Annotated in this window: 15 protein-coding genes; 7 read left to right on the plus strand and 8 right to left on the minus strand. The window is 65.3% G+C overall.

Annotated elements, in window-relative coordinates:
• Window positions 1-188 precede the first annotated feature (188 nt).
• The 3 genes from WI560_RS24980 to WI560_RS24990 all read left to right on the plus strand — a co-directional run bounded on the left by WI560_RS24980 (window position 189) and on the right by WI560_RS24990 (window position 2,677).
• Window positions 189-1,319, plus strand: coding sequence for a site-specific DNA-methyltransferase (locus WI560_RS24980; RefSeq protein WP_375305316.1), 1,131 nt, complete (start codon window positions 189-191; stop codon window positions 1,317-1,319).
• A gap of 219 nt (window positions 1,320-1,538) precedes the next feature.
• Window positions 1,539-1,865: a hypothetical protein gene (locus WI560_RS24985; RefSeq protein WP_375305317.1), complete on the plus strand. Its 327-nt coding sequence runs from the start codon at window positions 1,539-1,541 to the stop codon at window positions 1,863-1,865.
• A 125-nt stretch (window positions 1,866-1,990) separates the two neighbouring features.
• Window positions 1,991-2,677, plus strand: coding sequence for a glutathione S-transferase family protein (locus WI560_RS24990; protein ID WP_375305318.1), 687 nt, complete (start codon window positions 1,991-1,993; stop codon window positions 2,675-2,677).
• 56 nt (window positions 2,678-2,733) lie between these two features.
• Here the strand turns inward: WI560_RS24990 and WI560_RS24995 are convergent, their stop codons facing one another.
• From WI560_RS24995 to WI560_RS25015, 5 genes are all read right to left on the minus strand, one after another.
• The gene (locus WI560_RS24995; protein ID WP_375305319.1) at window positions 2,734-4,743 is read right to left on the minus strand and encodes a methyl-accepting chemotaxis protein; all 2,010 of its coding nucleotides are present in this window, start codon (window positions 4,741-4,743) and stop codon (window positions 2,734-2,736) included.
• A gap of 257 nt (window positions 4,744-5,000) precedes the next feature.
• A complete protein-coding gene (locus tag WI560_RS25000; protein WP_375305320.1) occupies window positions 5,001-7,547 on the minus strand; it encodes an HWE histidine kinase domain-containing protein in 2,547 nt (848 codons plus the stop codon).
• Window positions 7,544-8,014 (minus strand): biliverdin-producing heme oxygenase, encoded by a 471-nt coding sequence (locus tag WI560_RS25005; RefSeq protein ID WP_375305321.1) that lies wholly within the window; start codon window positions 8,012-8,014, stop codon window positions 7,544-7,546. The genes WI560_RS25000 and WI560_RS25005 overlap by 4 nt, the downstream gene beginning before the upstream one ends.
• 246 nt (window positions 8,015-8,260) lie before the next feature.
• Window positions 8,261-8,416 (minus strand): DUF1127 domain-containing protein, encoded by a 156-nt coding sequence (locus WI560_RS25010; RefSeq protein WP_375308903.1) that lies wholly within the window; start codon window positions 8,414-8,416, stop codon window positions 8,261-8,263.
• Between the two features lie 65 nt (window positions 8,417-8,481).
• Window positions 8,482-8,925 carry a nuclear transport factor 2 family protein gene (locus tag WI560_RS25015; RefSeq protein ID WP_375305322.1) on the minus strand — a complete coding sequence of 148 codons (444 nt, stop codon included), beginning with the start codon at window positions 8,923-8,925 and terminating at the stop codon, window positions 8,482-8,484.
• 91 nt (window positions 8,926-9,016) lie between these two features.
• Here WI560_RS25015 and WI560_RS25020 point away from each other — a divergent pair, with 91 nt between their 5' ends.
• Window positions 9,017-9,940 carry a LysR family transcriptional regulator gene (locus WI560_RS25020; protein ID WP_375308904.1) on the plus strand — a complete coding sequence of 308 codons (924 nt, stop codon included), beginning with the start codon at window positions 9,017-9,019 and terminating at the stop codon, window positions 9,938-9,940.
• A 138-nt stretch (window positions 9,941-10,078) separates the two neighbouring features.
• Here WI560_RS25020 and WI560_RS25025 read toward each other — a convergent pair whose 3' ends face one another.
• A complete protein-coding gene (locus WI560_RS25025; RefSeq protein ID WP_375305323.1) occupies window positions 10,079-10,699 on the minus strand; it encodes a glutathione S-transferase family protein in 621 nt (206 codons plus the stop codon).
• 126 nt (window positions 10,700-10,825) lie between these two features.
• Between WI560_RS25025 and WI560_RS25030 the strand changes: the two genes are divergently transcribed.
• A complete protein-coding gene (locus tag WI560_RS25030; RefSeq protein WP_375305324.1) occupies window positions 10,826-12,103 on the plus strand; it encodes a flavin-dependent oxidoreductase in 1,278 nt (425 codons plus the stop codon).
• Between the two features lie 216 nt (window positions 12,104-12,319).
• Here WI560_RS25030 and WI560_RS25035 read toward each other — a convergent pair whose 3' ends face one another.
• Both WI560_RS25035 and mutY read right to left on the minus strand, forming a co-directional pair.
• Entirely contained in the window at window positions 12,320-12,739 is a 420-nt protein-coding gene (locus tag WI560_RS25035; RefSeq protein WP_375305325.1) for a PaaI family thioesterase, read from the minus strand.
• Between the two features lie 50 nt (window positions 12,740-12,789).
• Entirely contained in the window at window positions 12,790-13,908 is a 1,119-nt protein-coding gene (mutY, locus tag WI560_RS25040; protein ID WP_375305326.1) for an A/G-specific adenine glycosylase, read from the minus strand.
• 200 nt (window positions 13,909-14,108) lie between these two features.
• Here mutY and WI560_RS25045 point away from each other — a divergent pair, with 200 nt between their 5' ends.
• Together WI560_RS25045 and WI560_RS25050 are read left to right on the plus strand one after the other, a co-directional pair.
• Window positions 14,109-14,606 (plus strand): DUF721 domain-containing protein, encoded by a 498-nt coding sequence (locus WI560_RS25045; protein ID WP_375305327.1) that lies wholly within the window; start codon window positions 14,109-14,111, stop codon window positions 14,604-14,606.
• Window positions 14,607-14,740: 134 nt separating this feature from the next.
• A complete protein-coding gene (locus tag WI560_RS25050) occupies window positions 14,741-15,397 on the plus strand; it encodes a DsbA family protein (protein ID WP_028134866.1) in 657 nt (218 codons plus the stop codon).
• The last annotated feature ends 171 nt before the right edge of the window (window positions 15,398-15,568 follow it).

Genomic DNA, 15,568 nt, shown 5'->3' on the forward strand with positions numbered 1-15,568 from the left:
CGACGCGCGAAATGCACTGTAAAATACGGCGAATGCGCGCGACGACATGCACGCAGAGCGCGACTTGAGGCCTGCTCAGCAAAGCGGCGGGTTAAGTCGATTTTTACTTTGCCGCTTCAATGTAACGGTCAGTCGGTTGTTTGGTCCCGCGTCGCCGACAGCGTCGCCTGAGTCAGAGTTCTTGAGTCATGGTAGAGTCGCGTCGCGGGGCGTCTGCAAGGGCGCCCCGCACAAATTTTGAGTCTCCGTCGCATCGCGTCATCCTCGGCGATTGCGTCGCCGAGATGTCGAAGCTTCAGGCCGGTTCGGTCGATCTCGTGTTCGCCGACCCGCCCTACAATCTCCAGCTCAAGGGCGATCTCAAGCGCCCCGACGAATCCCACGTCGACGCCGTCGACGACGACTGGGACAAGTTCGATTCGTTCTCCGCCTATGACGATTTCACCCGCGCCTGGCTGCTTGCCGCGCGCCGCGCGATGAAGCCGTCGGCGACGATCTGGGTGATCGGCTCCTATCACAACATCTTCCGCGTCGGCGCGATCATGCAGGACCTCGGCTTCTGGCTCCTGAACGACATCGTCTGGCGCAAGTCGAACCCGATGCCGAATTTCCGCGGCCGCCGCTTCACCAACGCGCACGAGACCATGATCTGGGCCGCGCGCGACGAGAAGGCCAAGGGCTACACGTTCAACTACGAGGCGCTGAAGGCTGCCAACGAGGACGTGCAGGCACGGTCCGACTGGCTGATTCCGCTCTGCACCGGCGAGGAGCGCCTCAAGGGCGCCGACGGCAAGAAAGTGCATCCGACGCAGAAGCCGGAAGGCCTGCTCGCGCGCGTGCTGCTGTCCTCGTCGAAGCCCGGCGATCTCGTGATCGACCCCTTCAACGGCACCGGCACCACCGGCGCGGTCGCCAAGCGCCTCGGCCGCTCCTATATCGGCTTCGAGCGCGACAAGACCTACGCCAAGGCCGCCGAAGCGCGCATCGCCAAGGTCGAGCCGCTGCCGGAAGCGAGCCTCGCCCCGTTCATGACGGCGCGCGAGGCGCCGCGGGTCGCCTTCTCCGAGTTGATCGAGCGCGGCATGATCATGCCCGGCACGAAGCTGTTCGACGCCAAGAAGAAGCTCGGCGCCCTGGTGCGCGCCGACGGCGCCATCATGTACGGCGACAAGGTCGGCTCGATCCACCGCATCGGCGCGGTGGCGCAAGGCGCGCAGGCCTGCAACGGCTGGACCTTCTGGCACGTCGAGACCAAGAAGGGTCTCAAGCTGATTGACGAGCTGCGCGCCGAAATCCGCGCGGGTATGACGGCGGAATAGGCTCTCTTCGCCGTCATTCCGGGGCTCGCCACCGGCTCCGCGCGCAGCGCGGCCCGATGACAGGCTCCGCGTGAACCGGAAATCCATCCAACCACGTCCCATGTCGCCCAATGGATTCCGGGCTCGCGCTTCGCGCGCCCCGGAATGACGGCGGTTGAAAGCTGCGATCTGCAGGACTAGACTTCGCCGATCAGCCTCCGTCCTGGCGGGACTGCTCCCATGCGACGACAGTCCGAGACATTGCTGTTGGTGCCGCTGCTGCCGATCTTCCTGGTCGGCATGTTTCCGATGTTCCTGATCGCCCTGCTCGGATTCTTCGGCCTCGCATTGTTCGGCGTGCTCGTGATCTGCGTCGGGCTCGCCAGCAGCAACGAGGCGCATGACAATTTCAATCACGACGTCATCGTGCACGGCTATTCGCGCGGATCGGAGCGGGCGGCGCGGGCGTCCGACATGTATCTCGCCGCGCGGCTCGGGCTGCGCCTGGAGGCGGTCGGCGCCGCGATGGTCCTTACGGCGGCGATCGGCCTTTGTTACGCCGGCTGATCTGCGCGGCGCGCAGATACCGCCCGGCAAACTCGCCGGTTGCTCTCGCGCAGCGGGTTCAGGCAAGAGAAGCGGAGCGGCACTGACGCTGCATTCGCGCCTGGCAACAAACCCTGGGGAGATCGATGCTCAAATTCTATTTCAACGGATCGCCGAACCCGACCAAGGTCGCGCTTTACCTGGAAGAAGCAGGCCTGCCGTACGAACCGGTGAAGATCGACACCCGCAAGGGTGAGCAATTCACGCCGGACTATCTGAAGATCAATCCGAACGGCAAGGTGCCGGCCATCGACGACAACGGGACGATCGTGTTCGACTCGAACGCCATCCTGCTCTATCTCGCCGAGAAGACCGGCAAGTTCCTGCCCGCCGCCAGCCTGCGCGGCGAGACGCTGTCATGGCTGATGTTCGTCGCCACCGGCGTCGGCCCCTATTCGGGCCAGGCAGTGCACTTCAAGCATTTTGCGCCGAAGGACCAGAACCACGACTACGCCCACAACCGCTACCAGTACGAGACCGATCGCCACTACAAGATTCTCGACGCCCGGCTCGAAGGCCGCCGCTACATGGTCGGCGACAGCTATTCGATCGTCGACATGGCGCTGTGGGGCTGGGCGCGGATGCTGCCGTTCAAGCTCGGCGACGACGCCTTTGCGCGATACCCGAACGTGAAGCGGCTGCTGGACGAGATCTCGGCGCGCCCCGCAGCGGAGCGCGCGATCGCCCTGAAGGACAAGTTCACCTTCAAGGCCGAGATGGACGACGAGGCGCGCGCCAACATGTTCAAGCACATGACGACCAAGGTCGCCTGATCGCGCGACGTCAGCTGGGGCCACGCGCACGCGCGTGGCCCCTTTGCTTTCGAGACTCAGGCGGCGTGAACCGAGCTCAGGAACCTGGCGACTTCCTGCTTCAGCCGGCTGCTGTCGGCCGACAGCGAACGCGCCGCGGAAAGCACCTGGGATGAGGCCGATCCGGTTTCGGAAGCGCCGCGCTGCACGTCGCCGATATTGGTCGAGACGCGCTGCGTGCCGTGCGCCGCTTGCTGGACGTTGCGGGAAATCTCCTGCGTCGCCGCGCCCTGCTGCTCCACGGCGGCGGCGACCGCCGACGAGATCTCCGACAGCCGCTCGATGGTGCCGCTGATCTCCCTGATGGCGCCGACCGACTGCTCGGTCGCAACCTGGATGTTGGAGATCTGCTGGCCGATCTCGCCGGTGGCTTTCGCGGTCTGCTCGGCCAGCGCCTTGACCTCGGAAGCGACCACGGCAAAGCCGCGGCCGGCATCGCCGGCGCGCGCCGCCTCGATGGTGGCATTCAGCGCCAACAGGTTGGTCTGGCCGGCGATGGTGCTGATCAGCTCGACCACGTCGCCGATTCGCGCGGCGGCCTTGGAGAGTTCACCGACATGCGCGTTGGTCTTGCTCGCCTGACCGACGGCCTCGCCGGCGATCCGGGCGGATTCCTGCACCTGGCGGGCGATCTCGGACACCGAGGAGGAAAGCTCCTCGGTCGCCGAGGCGACCGCCTGCACATTGGCCGACGCCTCCTGCGAGGCGCTGGCCACCTCCGTCGACAAATCCTGCGCCCGCGAGGCGGTCGTGGTCAAAGTGCCGGCGGAGGCTTCGAGCTCGTTCGACGCCGACGACACCGTGTTGACGATCTCGCCGACGGCCTGCTCGAACTGGTCCGCCAGCCTGGCCATGTCCTTCTTGCGGCTTTCGGCCTGCCGCGCCTCGAGCTCGGCCTGCTCGGCGCGCATGCGCTCGGTGTCGATCATGTTGTCCTTGAACACCTGGATCGCCTTGGCCATGTCGCCGATCTCGTCGGCCTTGCCGCGACCGGGAATCTCGACCGCGAGATTGCCGCCGGCAATCAGCCCCATCGCACGCGTCATCGAGGTCAGGGGACCGACGATGCTGCGGGCGATCAGGAAGGCGACGATGCCGCCGAACAGGATGGCAAGACCGCCGGCAACCTCCTGAATGGTCGTCGTGCCGGCGATGACGTCTTCGGCATGGGTGCGCGAATCCTGATAGTCCTTCTTCAGGGTCGTTTCAGCGGCCTTGAGCCTGCCGATGCTGTCGACGATGAGGGGCGCGAGGTTCTTGTGGTAGATCTCGTCGGCCTGGAGCATCGCGGCGGAGGTCGTCTCGAACGCGGATTTGTAGATGCCGAGCGCGGTCTTCACCGGCGCGAGCGTGGATCGCAATTCCCCTGCCTGCGGGCTCTTTTCGATCGCCGCGAGCCGTTGCGCCGCCCTGTCCACACTGGCCCGGAAGTTGGCCGGCCCCTGGGTGTCGCGCAGGGCCAGGAAACGCCAGTTTGCGACCCGAACCAGGAGGACCCTGGATTCGAGGTCGGCAACGAGGGCCGCGGTGTCTTCGTCGACGGCTGCGCGCGCCGTATCGACCAGCTTGGCCATTTTCACGGCCAGCTCTTCGCCACTCGGCAGCAACGTCGCCTTGCCCGTTCTCGCCTCGTTGACGGCGTCTCCGAGGTTGTCACGCAGGCGTCGCATCTTGGCGACGTCGTCGATGAGGCCGTTGTAGAGCGCCCGCCGCTCCTCCGAGAGCGTCCCCTTCGCGCCGACCCGCAACAGCTCGATCGCCGCGGTTTCGCGCTCTTGCGCTTCTTTCATCGCGGGTTCGTTGGCATCGTAGATGTAGCGCAGATTGGCGCGCTGGATGGCCTGTAGGTGGGTCGAGATCTCCAGCACCCGCGCCGTGCTGTCCGAGAGCGCGGATTGTCTTGCGACCTGATCCTGCACCGCCCGCAAATTCCAGACCGCCACCACGGCCATCACGAGACCAACCGCCACCAGGGCCATGAAGCCTGCGTACAGGCGTCCCCTGATCCGCAAACGAAACTTCGGCATTCCCACTGTCCACCAAGATGCATTTCACTTCGAGCGGCCGAACGAATCCGGCGATCGTCAGCGGCCGCCCGGCAGCCGCGCGTCGCGTCCTCGCGACCCACGCTGCACCGCGACACAATGGGGGACACTCGTTAATTGAACCTTCAAATTCTTCGCGCGCACGCGCAGCGGCGCACATGGACCTGCTGATATTATCGGCAGCTATGCGAAGTCATGCAAGAATCTGCAGCGGCGTGCATAGCGTGGCACGCAAATCCCTAGAGGACGCTGGCCTGCTGCAATTTGCCGAGTGCGTGCTCGACCACTTCGAGCGTGTACGGCTTCTGGACGACCGGCACCGAGGCAAGCTCGGCCGGAAGCGGCGCGCGCTCGCCATAGCCGGTTGCGAAGATGAAGGGCACGCCGATCTCTTTCAGTTTCTGCGCCACCTTGATGCTGCTCTCGTTGCCGAGGTTGAGATCGAGCAGAGCAAAGCTCGGCCGCGAACGCTCGATCGAACGCAGCGCCTGATCGACGCTGGCGGCGGTGTCGACGTGGCGGGCGCCGAGATCGAGCAGGATGACCTCCGCCGCCATTGCGATGATCAGATTGTCCTCGACAATCAGCGCGGTCTCGGACAGCCGGGGACGGCTGGACTGTTGCTCCTCGATGCGCATGGCGGCTCCTGCTATTGATGGCACGAATTCTACGAAATTTGCGGGGATGACGAACTTCGCCTGCACTCCCAGAAGATCGAAGCGGATCTCGGCATCGCCCTTGAGATCGAACGGCACCGAGCGTTCGATGATCGTGGTGCCGAAGCCCCGCCGCGACGGCGGCTGCACCGGCGGGCCGCCGCTTTCCTTCCATTCGATCACGAGGCTCGACGACGGATCGAGCCGCCAGACCACCTCGACGCTGCCCGTGGAATCGGCGAGCGCGCCATATTTGGCGGAATTGGTCATCATCTCGTGGACGACGAGCGCCAGCGTGGCAAACGCCTTGGGATCGAGCGCGACATCGGGCCCGCCCATCTTGACCCGGCCTGCGCGCGCTCCGAGATAGGCGCCGGCCTCGGATTCGACGAGGGTCCGCAGCGCCACCGGCGCCCAGTTCAGATTGGTGATCTGGTCGTGGGCGCGGGCCAGAGCCTGGATACGGCCGCCGAGGACGCTGGCAAACTCCTCCACGTTCGTCGCGGTGTCCTTGCTCTGCGCCACCAGCGCGCGGACCAGGCTCAGGATGTTGCGGACGCGGTGATTGAGCTCGGCGATCATCAGCTCCTGCCGCTCCTGCGCACCGCGGCGCTCACGCGCGGCGAGATCGGACAGTTGCAGGATCACTTCCAGCAGAGTGACGCGCAGGCTCTCGGCGATGCGGATGTCGGCCGCCGACCACGGTTTCGACTGGCCTGCCACCGTCTCCTGCCAGAGCTCGAAACTCTTGCGCGGCGTCAGCCGCGGTCCGTTCGGACCCTCGTCGTAGACCTTGTCGGGAGCGCCGGCCCAATTCACGGACCGCGTGACCTCGCGCCGGAAGAAGATCAGGCAGTCGCGCGGCGTTCGCGAGATCGGAATGGCGAGAAACCCCGCCGCACGGTCGCGGAACGCCTGGCCGGCGGCATAGACCTTGGCGATCTCCGCGCTGGCGAAGATCCGCCCCGGCGAGGTCCGGTTGATGAAGGCGACGAGGTCCTTCACCTCGTCCTCGGTCGGCGTCTCGCCCTGGAGCGCGATCTTGTTGTCGGACCACACCGCGACGCCGTCGCAGTCGATCATCTTGCGATAGTCGCCGAGGAAATCGACGATCGCGCGCCGATTGTGCTCGTGCGAGGCCGCGATCTCGATCAGCCGCTCCTGGACCTGATGGGCGCGGGCTTCATAGGCGACGTCGCCCTCGCGTTCACGCCCCTCGACGATCCAGGAGAACATCTGCCCGAACAGCTCGGACGCCGTCCGCTTGTCGAACGAGATGTAGCGCGGCGAATAATGATGGCAGGCGAACAGGCCCCACAGCTTGCCGTCACGCAGGATCGAGACCGACATCGAGGCGGCAACGCCCATGTTGCGCAGATATTCGATGTGAATCGGCGAGACCGAGCGCAGCACGCTCATCGAAAGGTCGAGCAGCCCGGCATTGTGCGTGGGGGTAGACACCAGCGCAGCCGGCCTGGAGTTGATATCGGCAATGATGCGTAGCCAGTTGCGCTGATAGAGGATGCGGGCCTGCCGGGGAATGTCGGAGGCCGGGTAATGCAAGCCGAGGAAGGATTCGAGCCCGGCTTCCGCAGTCTCGGCGATCACTTCGCCCGATCCGTCGGGATGAAACTGGTAGACCATGACCCGGTCGAAACCGGTCAGCACCTTGAGCTGGCGCGCCGCCTCACGCGCGAGATCGGTCATGCCGCGCGTCTTACGGATCCGGTCGAGCATCAGGCGGACCAGCTCGCCGGAATTGACGCCCGGCTCGTGGACGCTCGGCTCCGCTTCGACGATCAGGTAGACGCCGGAGATGTGGATCGAGAGATCGTAAAGCGGCTTGCCGGCCTGGAGCTCGAGACCGAACAGGCGCTCGGTGGCATCCGGGCCGCTCAGATGGTCGACATGGCTGCGGATGGTCGCAACGGCGGCTTCGGAGATGACGGTCGACAACGGCCGCTGGAGCAGATCGGCAACGTCGCTTCCGAGAAAGCTGCCGACATTGTCGGAGGCCATGCAAATGGTGAAATCCGAGAGCACAACGAGCAAGAAGCCGAACGGCTGCACGCTGCCCGGAATGTGGATCGGCTCGCGATCGCAATTGGTGAGATTGACCGCCTCGTTCATGCGCGATCCGCCGCCTGCTCGAACGCGGCGAAGGCAATGCGCGCCGCCGCGATCACCTCGACCTCGTCGCAGACCTCGCTTTCGAGCTTTGACAGGAAGTTTTGCCAGAGCCGCTTGCCTGTCCCGTGGCGGAGATAGAGGGTGGCCGCACCGATGTGCGGATCGGCCGCATCGGCAACCGTCTTCAGCAGAAATTTCGCGCCCAGACGGGAACCCTCCAGCACGTACATGGCGCCGAACACGCCGCTGCGCGTGAGCGGCGGCACCGACACAATCCCCGCCGCGGTTGCGCCCAGGCGATCCAGATCGGTCGCAATGGCAGCGCTCCGCGACCGCTCCGGCCAGTCTGGAAAGATGCGGTCCACGCCGGCGTCCGCCAGGGCGGCCTCGAGCGGAAGAAGGGCACCGGCACTGGCATGCAGGAAGCGGCGATAGCCGGAAACGCCGGTCAGGTCGAACGCGGACAATTGCGCATCGAGCTCGCGATGGGCATCCGACGTCGCATCTCTTAGGCGTTCACGCAGACCGGACGAGCTGCGGCCCACATGTCTCGTAACGTCCCAAGCCCCAACCAGCATACAAGTCCCAGAAAGCCCGCGGTCTCGGGGCGCGATTGCCCCGGAAACCGAGAGAAACGTCGGGGAGCTGCAAAGGTTCCGGGGGAAAATTCGAGCCGGAAGCGGCGCGACCGGCGCCGCTTCCTCGTCATCGATCTATCTACGCCCCGCAGGCTTCTTCAGTTCGTAGGCGATCTCGGCCCGGGTCATGCCGCAATCCTGAAGCTCGCGCTCCGTCATCGCAGCGAGCTGGCGCCGGACGCGGGATCGCTGTCGCCGAGCCCGCGCGAACTCCACCAGCGTCCGCCACATTCGCACAGACAACGCGAGGCGCGACGGACAGGGCCGGCCGGTGAAACCGACGTCGTCCAATCCGGTCAGCTCGCAGCCCTCACGACTGTCTGCGGAAACGGGCCCAGCGCCCTCTCCGTCAGGATCGAATCGCAATACTCGCGGATTTCCTTGATCTTGCCGTCCTCCAGACGGAACACCAGGCAATAATCATTGTCGTAGCGCACGCCCTCGGGCGTGACGTTGTCGCCCTTGGCCTCCACGACGACCACATCACCGTCGGCGATGAAGCGGTGCGCGACCGTGCGCGTGCGGTCGCGCAGGCGCTTGCGCACATAGCCGTGCAGATCGTTGAGGATCGCCTCCTTGCCCGAAAAGGTGCGCGACCAGGAATACTGGCCGGTGACCACCCATTTGGCGTCGTCGGCAAGGCTCGCGGTGAACAGGGCGCGATCGCGCGCGGCCGGATCCGGATTGGCGGCGGCGGCAAATATATCCTGCATCAGTTTCTTGTTGGCGGCAGCGCTCATGGCGGCATCTCCGTTTGGTGAGAACATCGAGATCATCGCCGGCCGATCTACATTCTTCAAATCGATAGTGGATATGATATGTATTCACCGGATGAATTTGAATTCGCTCGACCTGAACCTGCTGACCGCACTCGACGCATTGCTGCGCGAGACCAGTGTCAGTCGCGCCGCGCTTCGGATGGGCCTGTCCCAGCCGGCGGCGAGCCATGCATTGCAGCGCCTGCGCGACATTCTCGGCGATCCCCTGCTGGTGCGCACCGGCGCGCGGATGGAGCTGACGCCGCGGGCGCAGGCCTTGCGCGCGCCGCTCGCTCAGGCGCTCGACCAGGTGCGCGGGCTGTTCGTGCCTGACGATTTCGATGCAGCGCGCAGCGAGCGGCAATTCCGCCTGATGATGCCGGACCTCGCGGTCGAGCTGTTGGTGCCGCGGTTCATGGAGAAGGTGACGCAGGTCGCGCCCAACGTCCGCATCGACGTTGTCCCATGGCGGGGATCTGCGATCTTCCACGCCGAATTCGCCCGCACCATCGACCTCGTGATCTCGATCGGAAACGCCTTCAAGGGATTTCACCGCCAGCTGCTCTATACCGACAGCGACGCATTGGCGGTGCGGCGCGGTCATCCCACAGGCGCGAAGCTGAAACGGCGCGAAACCTTCCTGGCCGCACGCCATGTCGGCGTGATCATTCGCGGCAGCAATGAGGATTTGATCGACACCTGGCTGCGAGCCAAGGGCATCGAGCGGCACATTTCGCTGGTGGTGTCAGGCTATCTCGAAGCGCTGCACGTCGCCGCCCGCACCGACCTCGTCGCCTTCGTGCCGCGCCGGCTGATTGCCGCATTGTCGAAGCAGCTCGGCCTCGTCACGGTGACGCCGCCGCTCGACCCCGGCATCGACGAGCAGTTCATGTTCTATCCGACCCGGGCTCAGATGGACCCCGGCTCGATCTGGCTGCGCCGGCTGATGCTGGAGACGGGACGGGAGCTGGAGCAAGCCAAGCGCAAGCTCTCGTAGGGTGGGCAAAGCGACTTGTCCGCCGTAGCTCGAAGAGCGAAGGCGGAAGCGTGCCCACCATCTGTCACCATTGAGAAAGATCGTGGGCACGGCGCTATGCGCCTTTGCCCATCCTACAAGGCTACGCCAGCCGGGCTCCTACGCCTTCTGCGCTTCCATCACCTTGCGCACCGCGGGGCGCTCCGACATGCGCTTGAAGTGATCGGCGATCTTCGGCGTCGCATTGATGTCGACGCTGTCGCCTTCGAGCCAGGTCGAGAGGGTGTAGAGATAGGGATCGCAGATCGTGTACTGCTCGCCCATCACCCAAGGTCCCCCGAACATCTTCTGCTCGATCAGCTTGAAGCAGGCGGCCATGGTCTTCGGAACCATCGCCTTCATGTCGGCGAACGAGCTCTCCTGGGTCGCCCAACGCGCGCCGCGCATCTTGTGGGCGTGGTTGATGTGCACGGTCGAGCACAGATAGGAATTGAACGACTGTACCTGGGCGAAGTCGAAGGGATCGTCGAGCGGCGCGAGCTTCGCCTTGGGGAAGGTCTGGGCGAGGTAGGCCAGCATCGCCGGCGTCTCGGTCAGGACGCCGCGATCGGTCACCAGCGCCGGCACGCGGCCCTTCGGGTTGATCTTGAGATAATCGGGGCTGTTCTGCTGGTTGTCCTTGAAGCTCAACCGTTCGGCCGTGTAGTCGGCGCCGGCCTCCTCCAGGGTGATGTAGGTGGCGAGCGCGCAGGTGCCGGTGGCGTAGTAGAGCTTGAGCATGTCGGACCTCGTGGGGAAAATCCGAGGTTAGCGGCCCTCCGCCGCGCCGTCCATAGGCGAGCTCTTCGCAGTTGCCCACCGCCGCCCTGCTATGCGAAGACGCGTCGATCGGAGGGGGATTTTGTCATGACCGTACTCATCGCCGGTGGCGGCATCGGCGGGCTGACGCTCGCGCTCAGCATGCACCAGATCGGCGTTCCCGTGAAAGTGTTCGAGAGCGTCGCTGAGCTGAAGCCGCTCGGCGTCGGCATCAACGTGCTGCCGCATGCGGTGCGCGAGCTGATCGAGCTCGGGCTTTTGGACAAGCTGGATGCCAGCGGCGTGCGGACGCGCGAGCTCGCCTATTTCTCCAAGCATGGCAAGCCGATCTGGAGCGAGCCGCGCGGGCTGGAGGCCGGCTACAAATGGCCGCAATTCTCGATCCATCGCGGCACCCTCCAACAGATCCTGCTCGACACCGCGGTCGAGCGGCTCGGCCGCGACAACATTCTCACCAGTCATCATCTGACCGGATGGACCGAGACCGCAAGCGGCGTGCGCGCCGACTTCATCGACCGCGCGACCGGCAAGACCGCCGGGAGCCATGAAGGCGCGATCCTGATCGCCGCCGACGGCATTCATTCCGCTGCGCGAGAAAAGCTCTATCCGAACGAAGGCCCGCCGATCTGGAACGGCCGTATCCTCTGGCGCGGCGTCACCCCGGCGAAAGCCTTCCTCACCGGCCGCACCATGATCATGGCCGGGCACGAGATCCTGAAATTCGTCTGCTACCCGATCAGCAAGGAGCCGGACGCGAACGGCAACCACCTGATCAACTGGGTCGCCGAGCGGCACATGCCGCCGACCTATCAGTGGCGGCGCGAGGACTATAACCGCACCGCCCGCCTGGAGGAGTTCCTGCCCTGGTTCGAGAGCTGGACGTTCGACTGGCTCGACGTGCCCGGCCTGATCAAGAACTGCCCGCACGCCTATGAATATCCATTGGTCGACCGCGATCCGGTCTCGCAATGGACGTTCGGCAAGGTCACGCTGATGGGCGACGCCGCGCATCCGATGTACCCGATCGGATCGAACGGTGCCTCGCAGGCGATCCTCGATGCCCGCGTCATCACCCGCGAGATTCTCGCGCATGGTCCAACGAGCGCGGCGCTGCGCGCCTATGAGGCCGAGCGCCGGCCCGCGACCACCGATCTCGTCCTGCTCAACCGCAAGAACGGCCCCGAGCAGGTGATGCAGCTGGTCGAGGAGCGCGCGCCCGACGGCTATAAGATCGTCACCGACGTACTGTCGCAAAAAGAACTGGAAGACATCGCCGCCAATTACAAGCGCGTCGCCGGATTTCAGGTCGAGGCGCTGAACGCCAAGCCGCCGATCGTGAGCAAGGACGCCCGCGCGGGGGCGTGAGGTCTCCAGCGAGATGCGCATGAATGTGCCCTCGCCCCTTGCGGGAAAGGGCGGCAACGTCGGTAGACGCACATTCGCTTGGGTGAGGGGTTGTCTCGGCGAGTTCGTCTCTCGCGATTTGAACTCGCGGAGAGATACCCCTCATCCGGCGCTTCGCGCCACCTTCTCCCGCAAGGGGAAAGGAAGAGGGAGTGCGGTGCTAGACCAGTGCCGACCTCACTTCACCACCCGCGCCACCTCCAACAACCGCTCGCTCGCGCTCGCTGTCGCCAGCACCGTGCCGTCCTCGGCCATCAGCTTGGCCTCGACGAAGGCGATGGTCTTGCCGAGCTGCGTCACTTTGGCCTCGCCGATAATTGGCCCAGGCTTGGCCGGCGCCAAAAAGTTCACGGTCATGCTGATGGTGGTGGTGTAGAGCCGGCCTTCGCTCATCACGAGCACCGCCGGGCCCATGGTGTCGTCGAGCATGGCCGAGAGCATGCCGCCCTGGATGAAGCCCGCGGGGTTGCAGAATTCCGGCTTGCCCTCGAAGCCGAGCTTGATCCAGCCTTCCTCCGGACGGGCATCGAGCAGTCGCCATCCCAGCAGCTCGGCACAGGGCGGTCTCGGAAAGTCGTCGAGTGCGGTCTTGACCATTGGCAGCCTCCGTTCGCAATCCCTAGCGCAACGCTGCTGCCAGCGTGCTGTCAGGAGGGACGGGGCGGTGCAAGATCCAGCGCATGCGCGATCACTTTGCGCATGACGTTGGGCAGCGCTTCATCGGCAAGGGTCGCAGTCGGCACCCAGCGCATGCCCTCCGGTGCACGCGTGCGCGCCGACGCCTTCGCGGTATAGACCACGAGCTCCAGCGGAAAATGCGTGAAGACGTGGGTGACCACGCCCGCCTTGCGTTGCCAGCGCGACAATCCCTTCAACTCGGGCGCCTGCCGCTTCGCGGTCGTATCGTCCTGGCCGGCAAGCCAATCCGAACCCGGCACCTCGGTCATGCCACCGAGCAGCCCCTTTTCCGGCCGGCTGCGGACCAGCAGCTCGTCGCCGCGCGTCACGACGAAAGCGGCGCCGCGGCGCAACGTGCCGCTCTTCTTCGGCGCCTTGCGGGGAAAGGTCTCCTGCGTGCCTTGCGCATACGCGATGCAATCCTCGTTCAGCGGGCACAGCGAGCACGCCGGCTTCTTCGGCGTGCAGATCGAGGCGCCGAGATCCATCAGCGCCTGTGCGCTGTCTCCGGCCCGGCTGTCGGCCAGCAGCGTCGCCGCCAGTCGCTGGATCAACGGCTTGGCCTGCGGCAGCGCTTCCTCGACCGCAAAGAGCCGCGACACCACGCGCTCGATATTGCCGTCGACCGGCATGGTGCGGCGGTCGAAGGCGATCGCCGCAATCGCCGCCGCCGTATACGGCCCGATCCCCGGCAGCGCGCGCAAGCCCTCCTCGGTGTCGGGAAAGACGCCGCCATGCTCGCGCGTCACCGCGACGGCGCAGGCATAGAGGTTGCGTGCGCGCGAGTAATAGCCGAGCCCGGCCCACATCCGCAGCACGTCATCCTGCGAGGCGCGTCCGAGCGCGGTGACATCCGGCCAGCGTGCGACGAATTTCTCGAAATAGGGCCCGACCGCCTTCACCGTGGTCTGCTGCAGCATGATCTCCGAGAGCCAGACGCGATAGGGGTCCGACGCCTGCCCCGGCGCGGCGCGCCAGGGCAGCCGGCGGCGGTGGCGGTCGTACCAGGCGAGCAGGAGGTTCGGGCGCGATGTTGTTTTCGATGGCGCGGGTTCCGGCCTGGCCTTAAGGGCAGATCTGGGGCTCATGCTCTTATACTAGCCGACGTTGATCCGATCTCTCCACGTCATGCCCGCGCTTGTCGCGGGCATCCACGTCTTTCTTCGGAGAGAACGTGGATGACCGGGCCTTCGCCGCGCCGAATCGGCTTCGGCCGCACAGGCGGGACAAAGCCCGGCCATGACGGCGATGTACATGTGACCCGCCCGCCGAGATGCTATAAGGCGCCATGTCCAAATCCGGCCCCATTTTCAAACCCGGCCCCATCAGCGCCAAGCCGCTCGGGATCCTGCTCGACGACGTCTTTGCCGAGGCCTATGCCAAGCAGGGATTCGCGGCGCGCGAGCTGGTGACGCGGTGGGCGCAGATTGCGGGAGCCGAGATCGCCGCCCATGCCGAGCCGTTGAAGATGCAATGGCCGCGGCCGGTGGAGGGCCAGCCGCAGGAGCCGGCGACCCTGGTGCTGCGGGTCGAGGGACCGATGGCCCTGGAGATCCAACACTCCGCCGACGTGATCCTGGAGCGGGTCAATCGCTTCTTCGGCTGGAGCGCGGTCGGCAAGCTGGCCTTCCGCCAGGCCCCTCTGTCGCGGCCCCAGGCCAGGAAGCGGCCGGCCCCGCCGGACCCCAAGCGTGTCGCCAAGGAGGCCGAGAGCCTGGGGGAGATCGAAGATGAAGAGCTGAAGACGGCGCTGGCCCGGCTCGGGGCCGCCATCAAGCGAAATTGAGCCTCATTTCGCGGCCATTCTGGACCCGTCCTCGTCGCTCGCCATTGCCTCAAACCACGTTTCAAGCTAGCGACAGGCCGCCCGGGAACCTCGAAAAGCCCCGGGGCGAGACCACGCCAATTCGGGAGCCGACCGTGATCATCACCCGCCGCGCCTTCACCACGATGCTGTCGCTGACCGGGCTTGCCGCGCTCGCCGGGCTCTCGCCGCTCCGCCTCATCTCCGACGCCATGGCGCAGTCGGCCGCCGACGTCGCCAAGCCGGTGTCGCTGCCCGACATGGCGCTCGGCCCGAAGGATGCCGCCGTCACCATCACCGAATATGCCTCGATGACGTGCCCGCACTGCGCCGTCTTCAACGAGCAGGTGTTCCCCAAGATCAAGAAGGAATACATCGACACCAACAAGGTGCGTTACATCTTCCGCGAGTTCCCGCTCGACATCAAAGCCGCTGCCGGCTCGATGCTGTCGCGCTGCATCGCCAAGGACGACGCGCCGAAATATTTCGCGGTCACCGACATGCTGTTCCGCCAGCAGAACGACTGGGTCATGAAGAACACCACCGAGACCCTGACGCGGATCGGCAAGCAGGCCGGCCTTACCCAGCAGCAGGTCGAAGCCTGCCTGAAGGATCAGGCGTTGCTGGACAAGATCGCCGCCGACCAGAAATACGCCAGCGACGTGCTCAAGGTGGATTCGACGCCGACCTTCTTCATCAACGGCGAGAAGATCAAGGGCGAGACCTCGTTCGAGGAGTTCGCCAAGAAGATCAATCCGCTGCTGAAGAGCTGATTCGCACGCGACAGCTCTGATTCGCGCATCCAAAGCCGTATCTTTCCCGGCATAAATCCCTTGGGAAAAGCGGCTTTCGCCGGTTGCCCTCGCTGCCCACCGCGGCCATTGTCCAGCCGCATGAGGCGCCTCGCGCGACTCGCCCGGATAGCGACATTGCCTTTCATGGTA

Source organism: Bradyrhizobium sp. A11, assembly GCF_042077125.1.
In the GTDB taxonomy this organism is placed as follows: domain Bacteria; phylum Pseudomonadota; class Alphaproteobacteria; order Rhizobiales; family Xanthobacteraceae; genus Bradyrhizobium; species Bradyrhizobium japonicum_B.

Coding starts and splice junctions, on each gene's coding strand:
- WI560_RS25015 (WP_375305322.1), bottom strand. CDS start 8,925: ATGAGCGCTGCCGCCAACAAGAAACTGATGCAGGATATATTTGCCGCC.
- WI560_RS25020 (WP_375308904.1), top strand. CDS start 9,017: ATGAATTTGAATTCGCTCGACCTGAACCTGCTGACCGCACTCGACGCA.
- WI560_RS25045 (WP_375305327.1), top strand. CDS start 14,109: ATGTCCAAATCCGGCCCCATTTTCAAACCCGGCCCCATCAGCGCCAAG.
- WI560_RS25000 (WP_375305320.1), bottom strand. CDS start 7,547: ATGAACGAGGCGGTCAATCTCACCAATTGCGATCGCGAGCCGATCCAC.
- WI560_RS25035 (WP_375305325.1), bottom strand. CDS start 12,739: ATGGTCAAGACCGCACTCGACGACTTTCCGAGACCGCCCTGTGCCGAG.
- WI560_RS24995 (WP_375305319.1), bottom strand. CDS start 4,743: ATGCCGAAGTTTCGTTTGCGGATCAGGGGACGCCTGTACGCAGGCTTC.
- WI560_RS24990 (WP_375305318.1), top strand. CDS start 1,991: ATGCTCAAATTCTATTTCAACGGATCGCCGAACCCGACCAAGGTCGCG.
- WI560_RS25030 (WP_375305324.1), top strand. CDS start 10,826: ATGACCGTACTCATCGCCGGTGGCGGCATCGGCGGGCTGACGCTCGCG.
- WI560_RS24985 (WP_375305317.1), top strand. CDS start 1,539: ATGCGACGACAGTCCGAGACATTGCTGTTGGTGCCGCTGCTGCCGATC.
- WI560_RS24980 (WP_375305316.1), top strand. CDS start 189: ATGGTAGAGTCGCGTCGCGGGGCGTCTGCAAGGGCGCCCCGCACAAAT.
- mutY (WP_375305326.1), bottom strand. CDS start 13,908: ATGAGCCCCAGATCTGCCCTTAAGGCCAGGCCGGAACCCGCGCCATCG.
- WI560_RS25025 (WP_375305323.1), bottom strand. CDS start 10,699: ATGCTCAAGCTCTACTACGCCACCGGCACCTGCGCGCTCGCCACCTAC.
- WI560_RS25010 (WP_375308903.1), bottom strand. CDS start 8,416: ATGTGGCGGACGCTGGTGGAGTTCGCGCGGGCTCGGCGACAGCGATCC.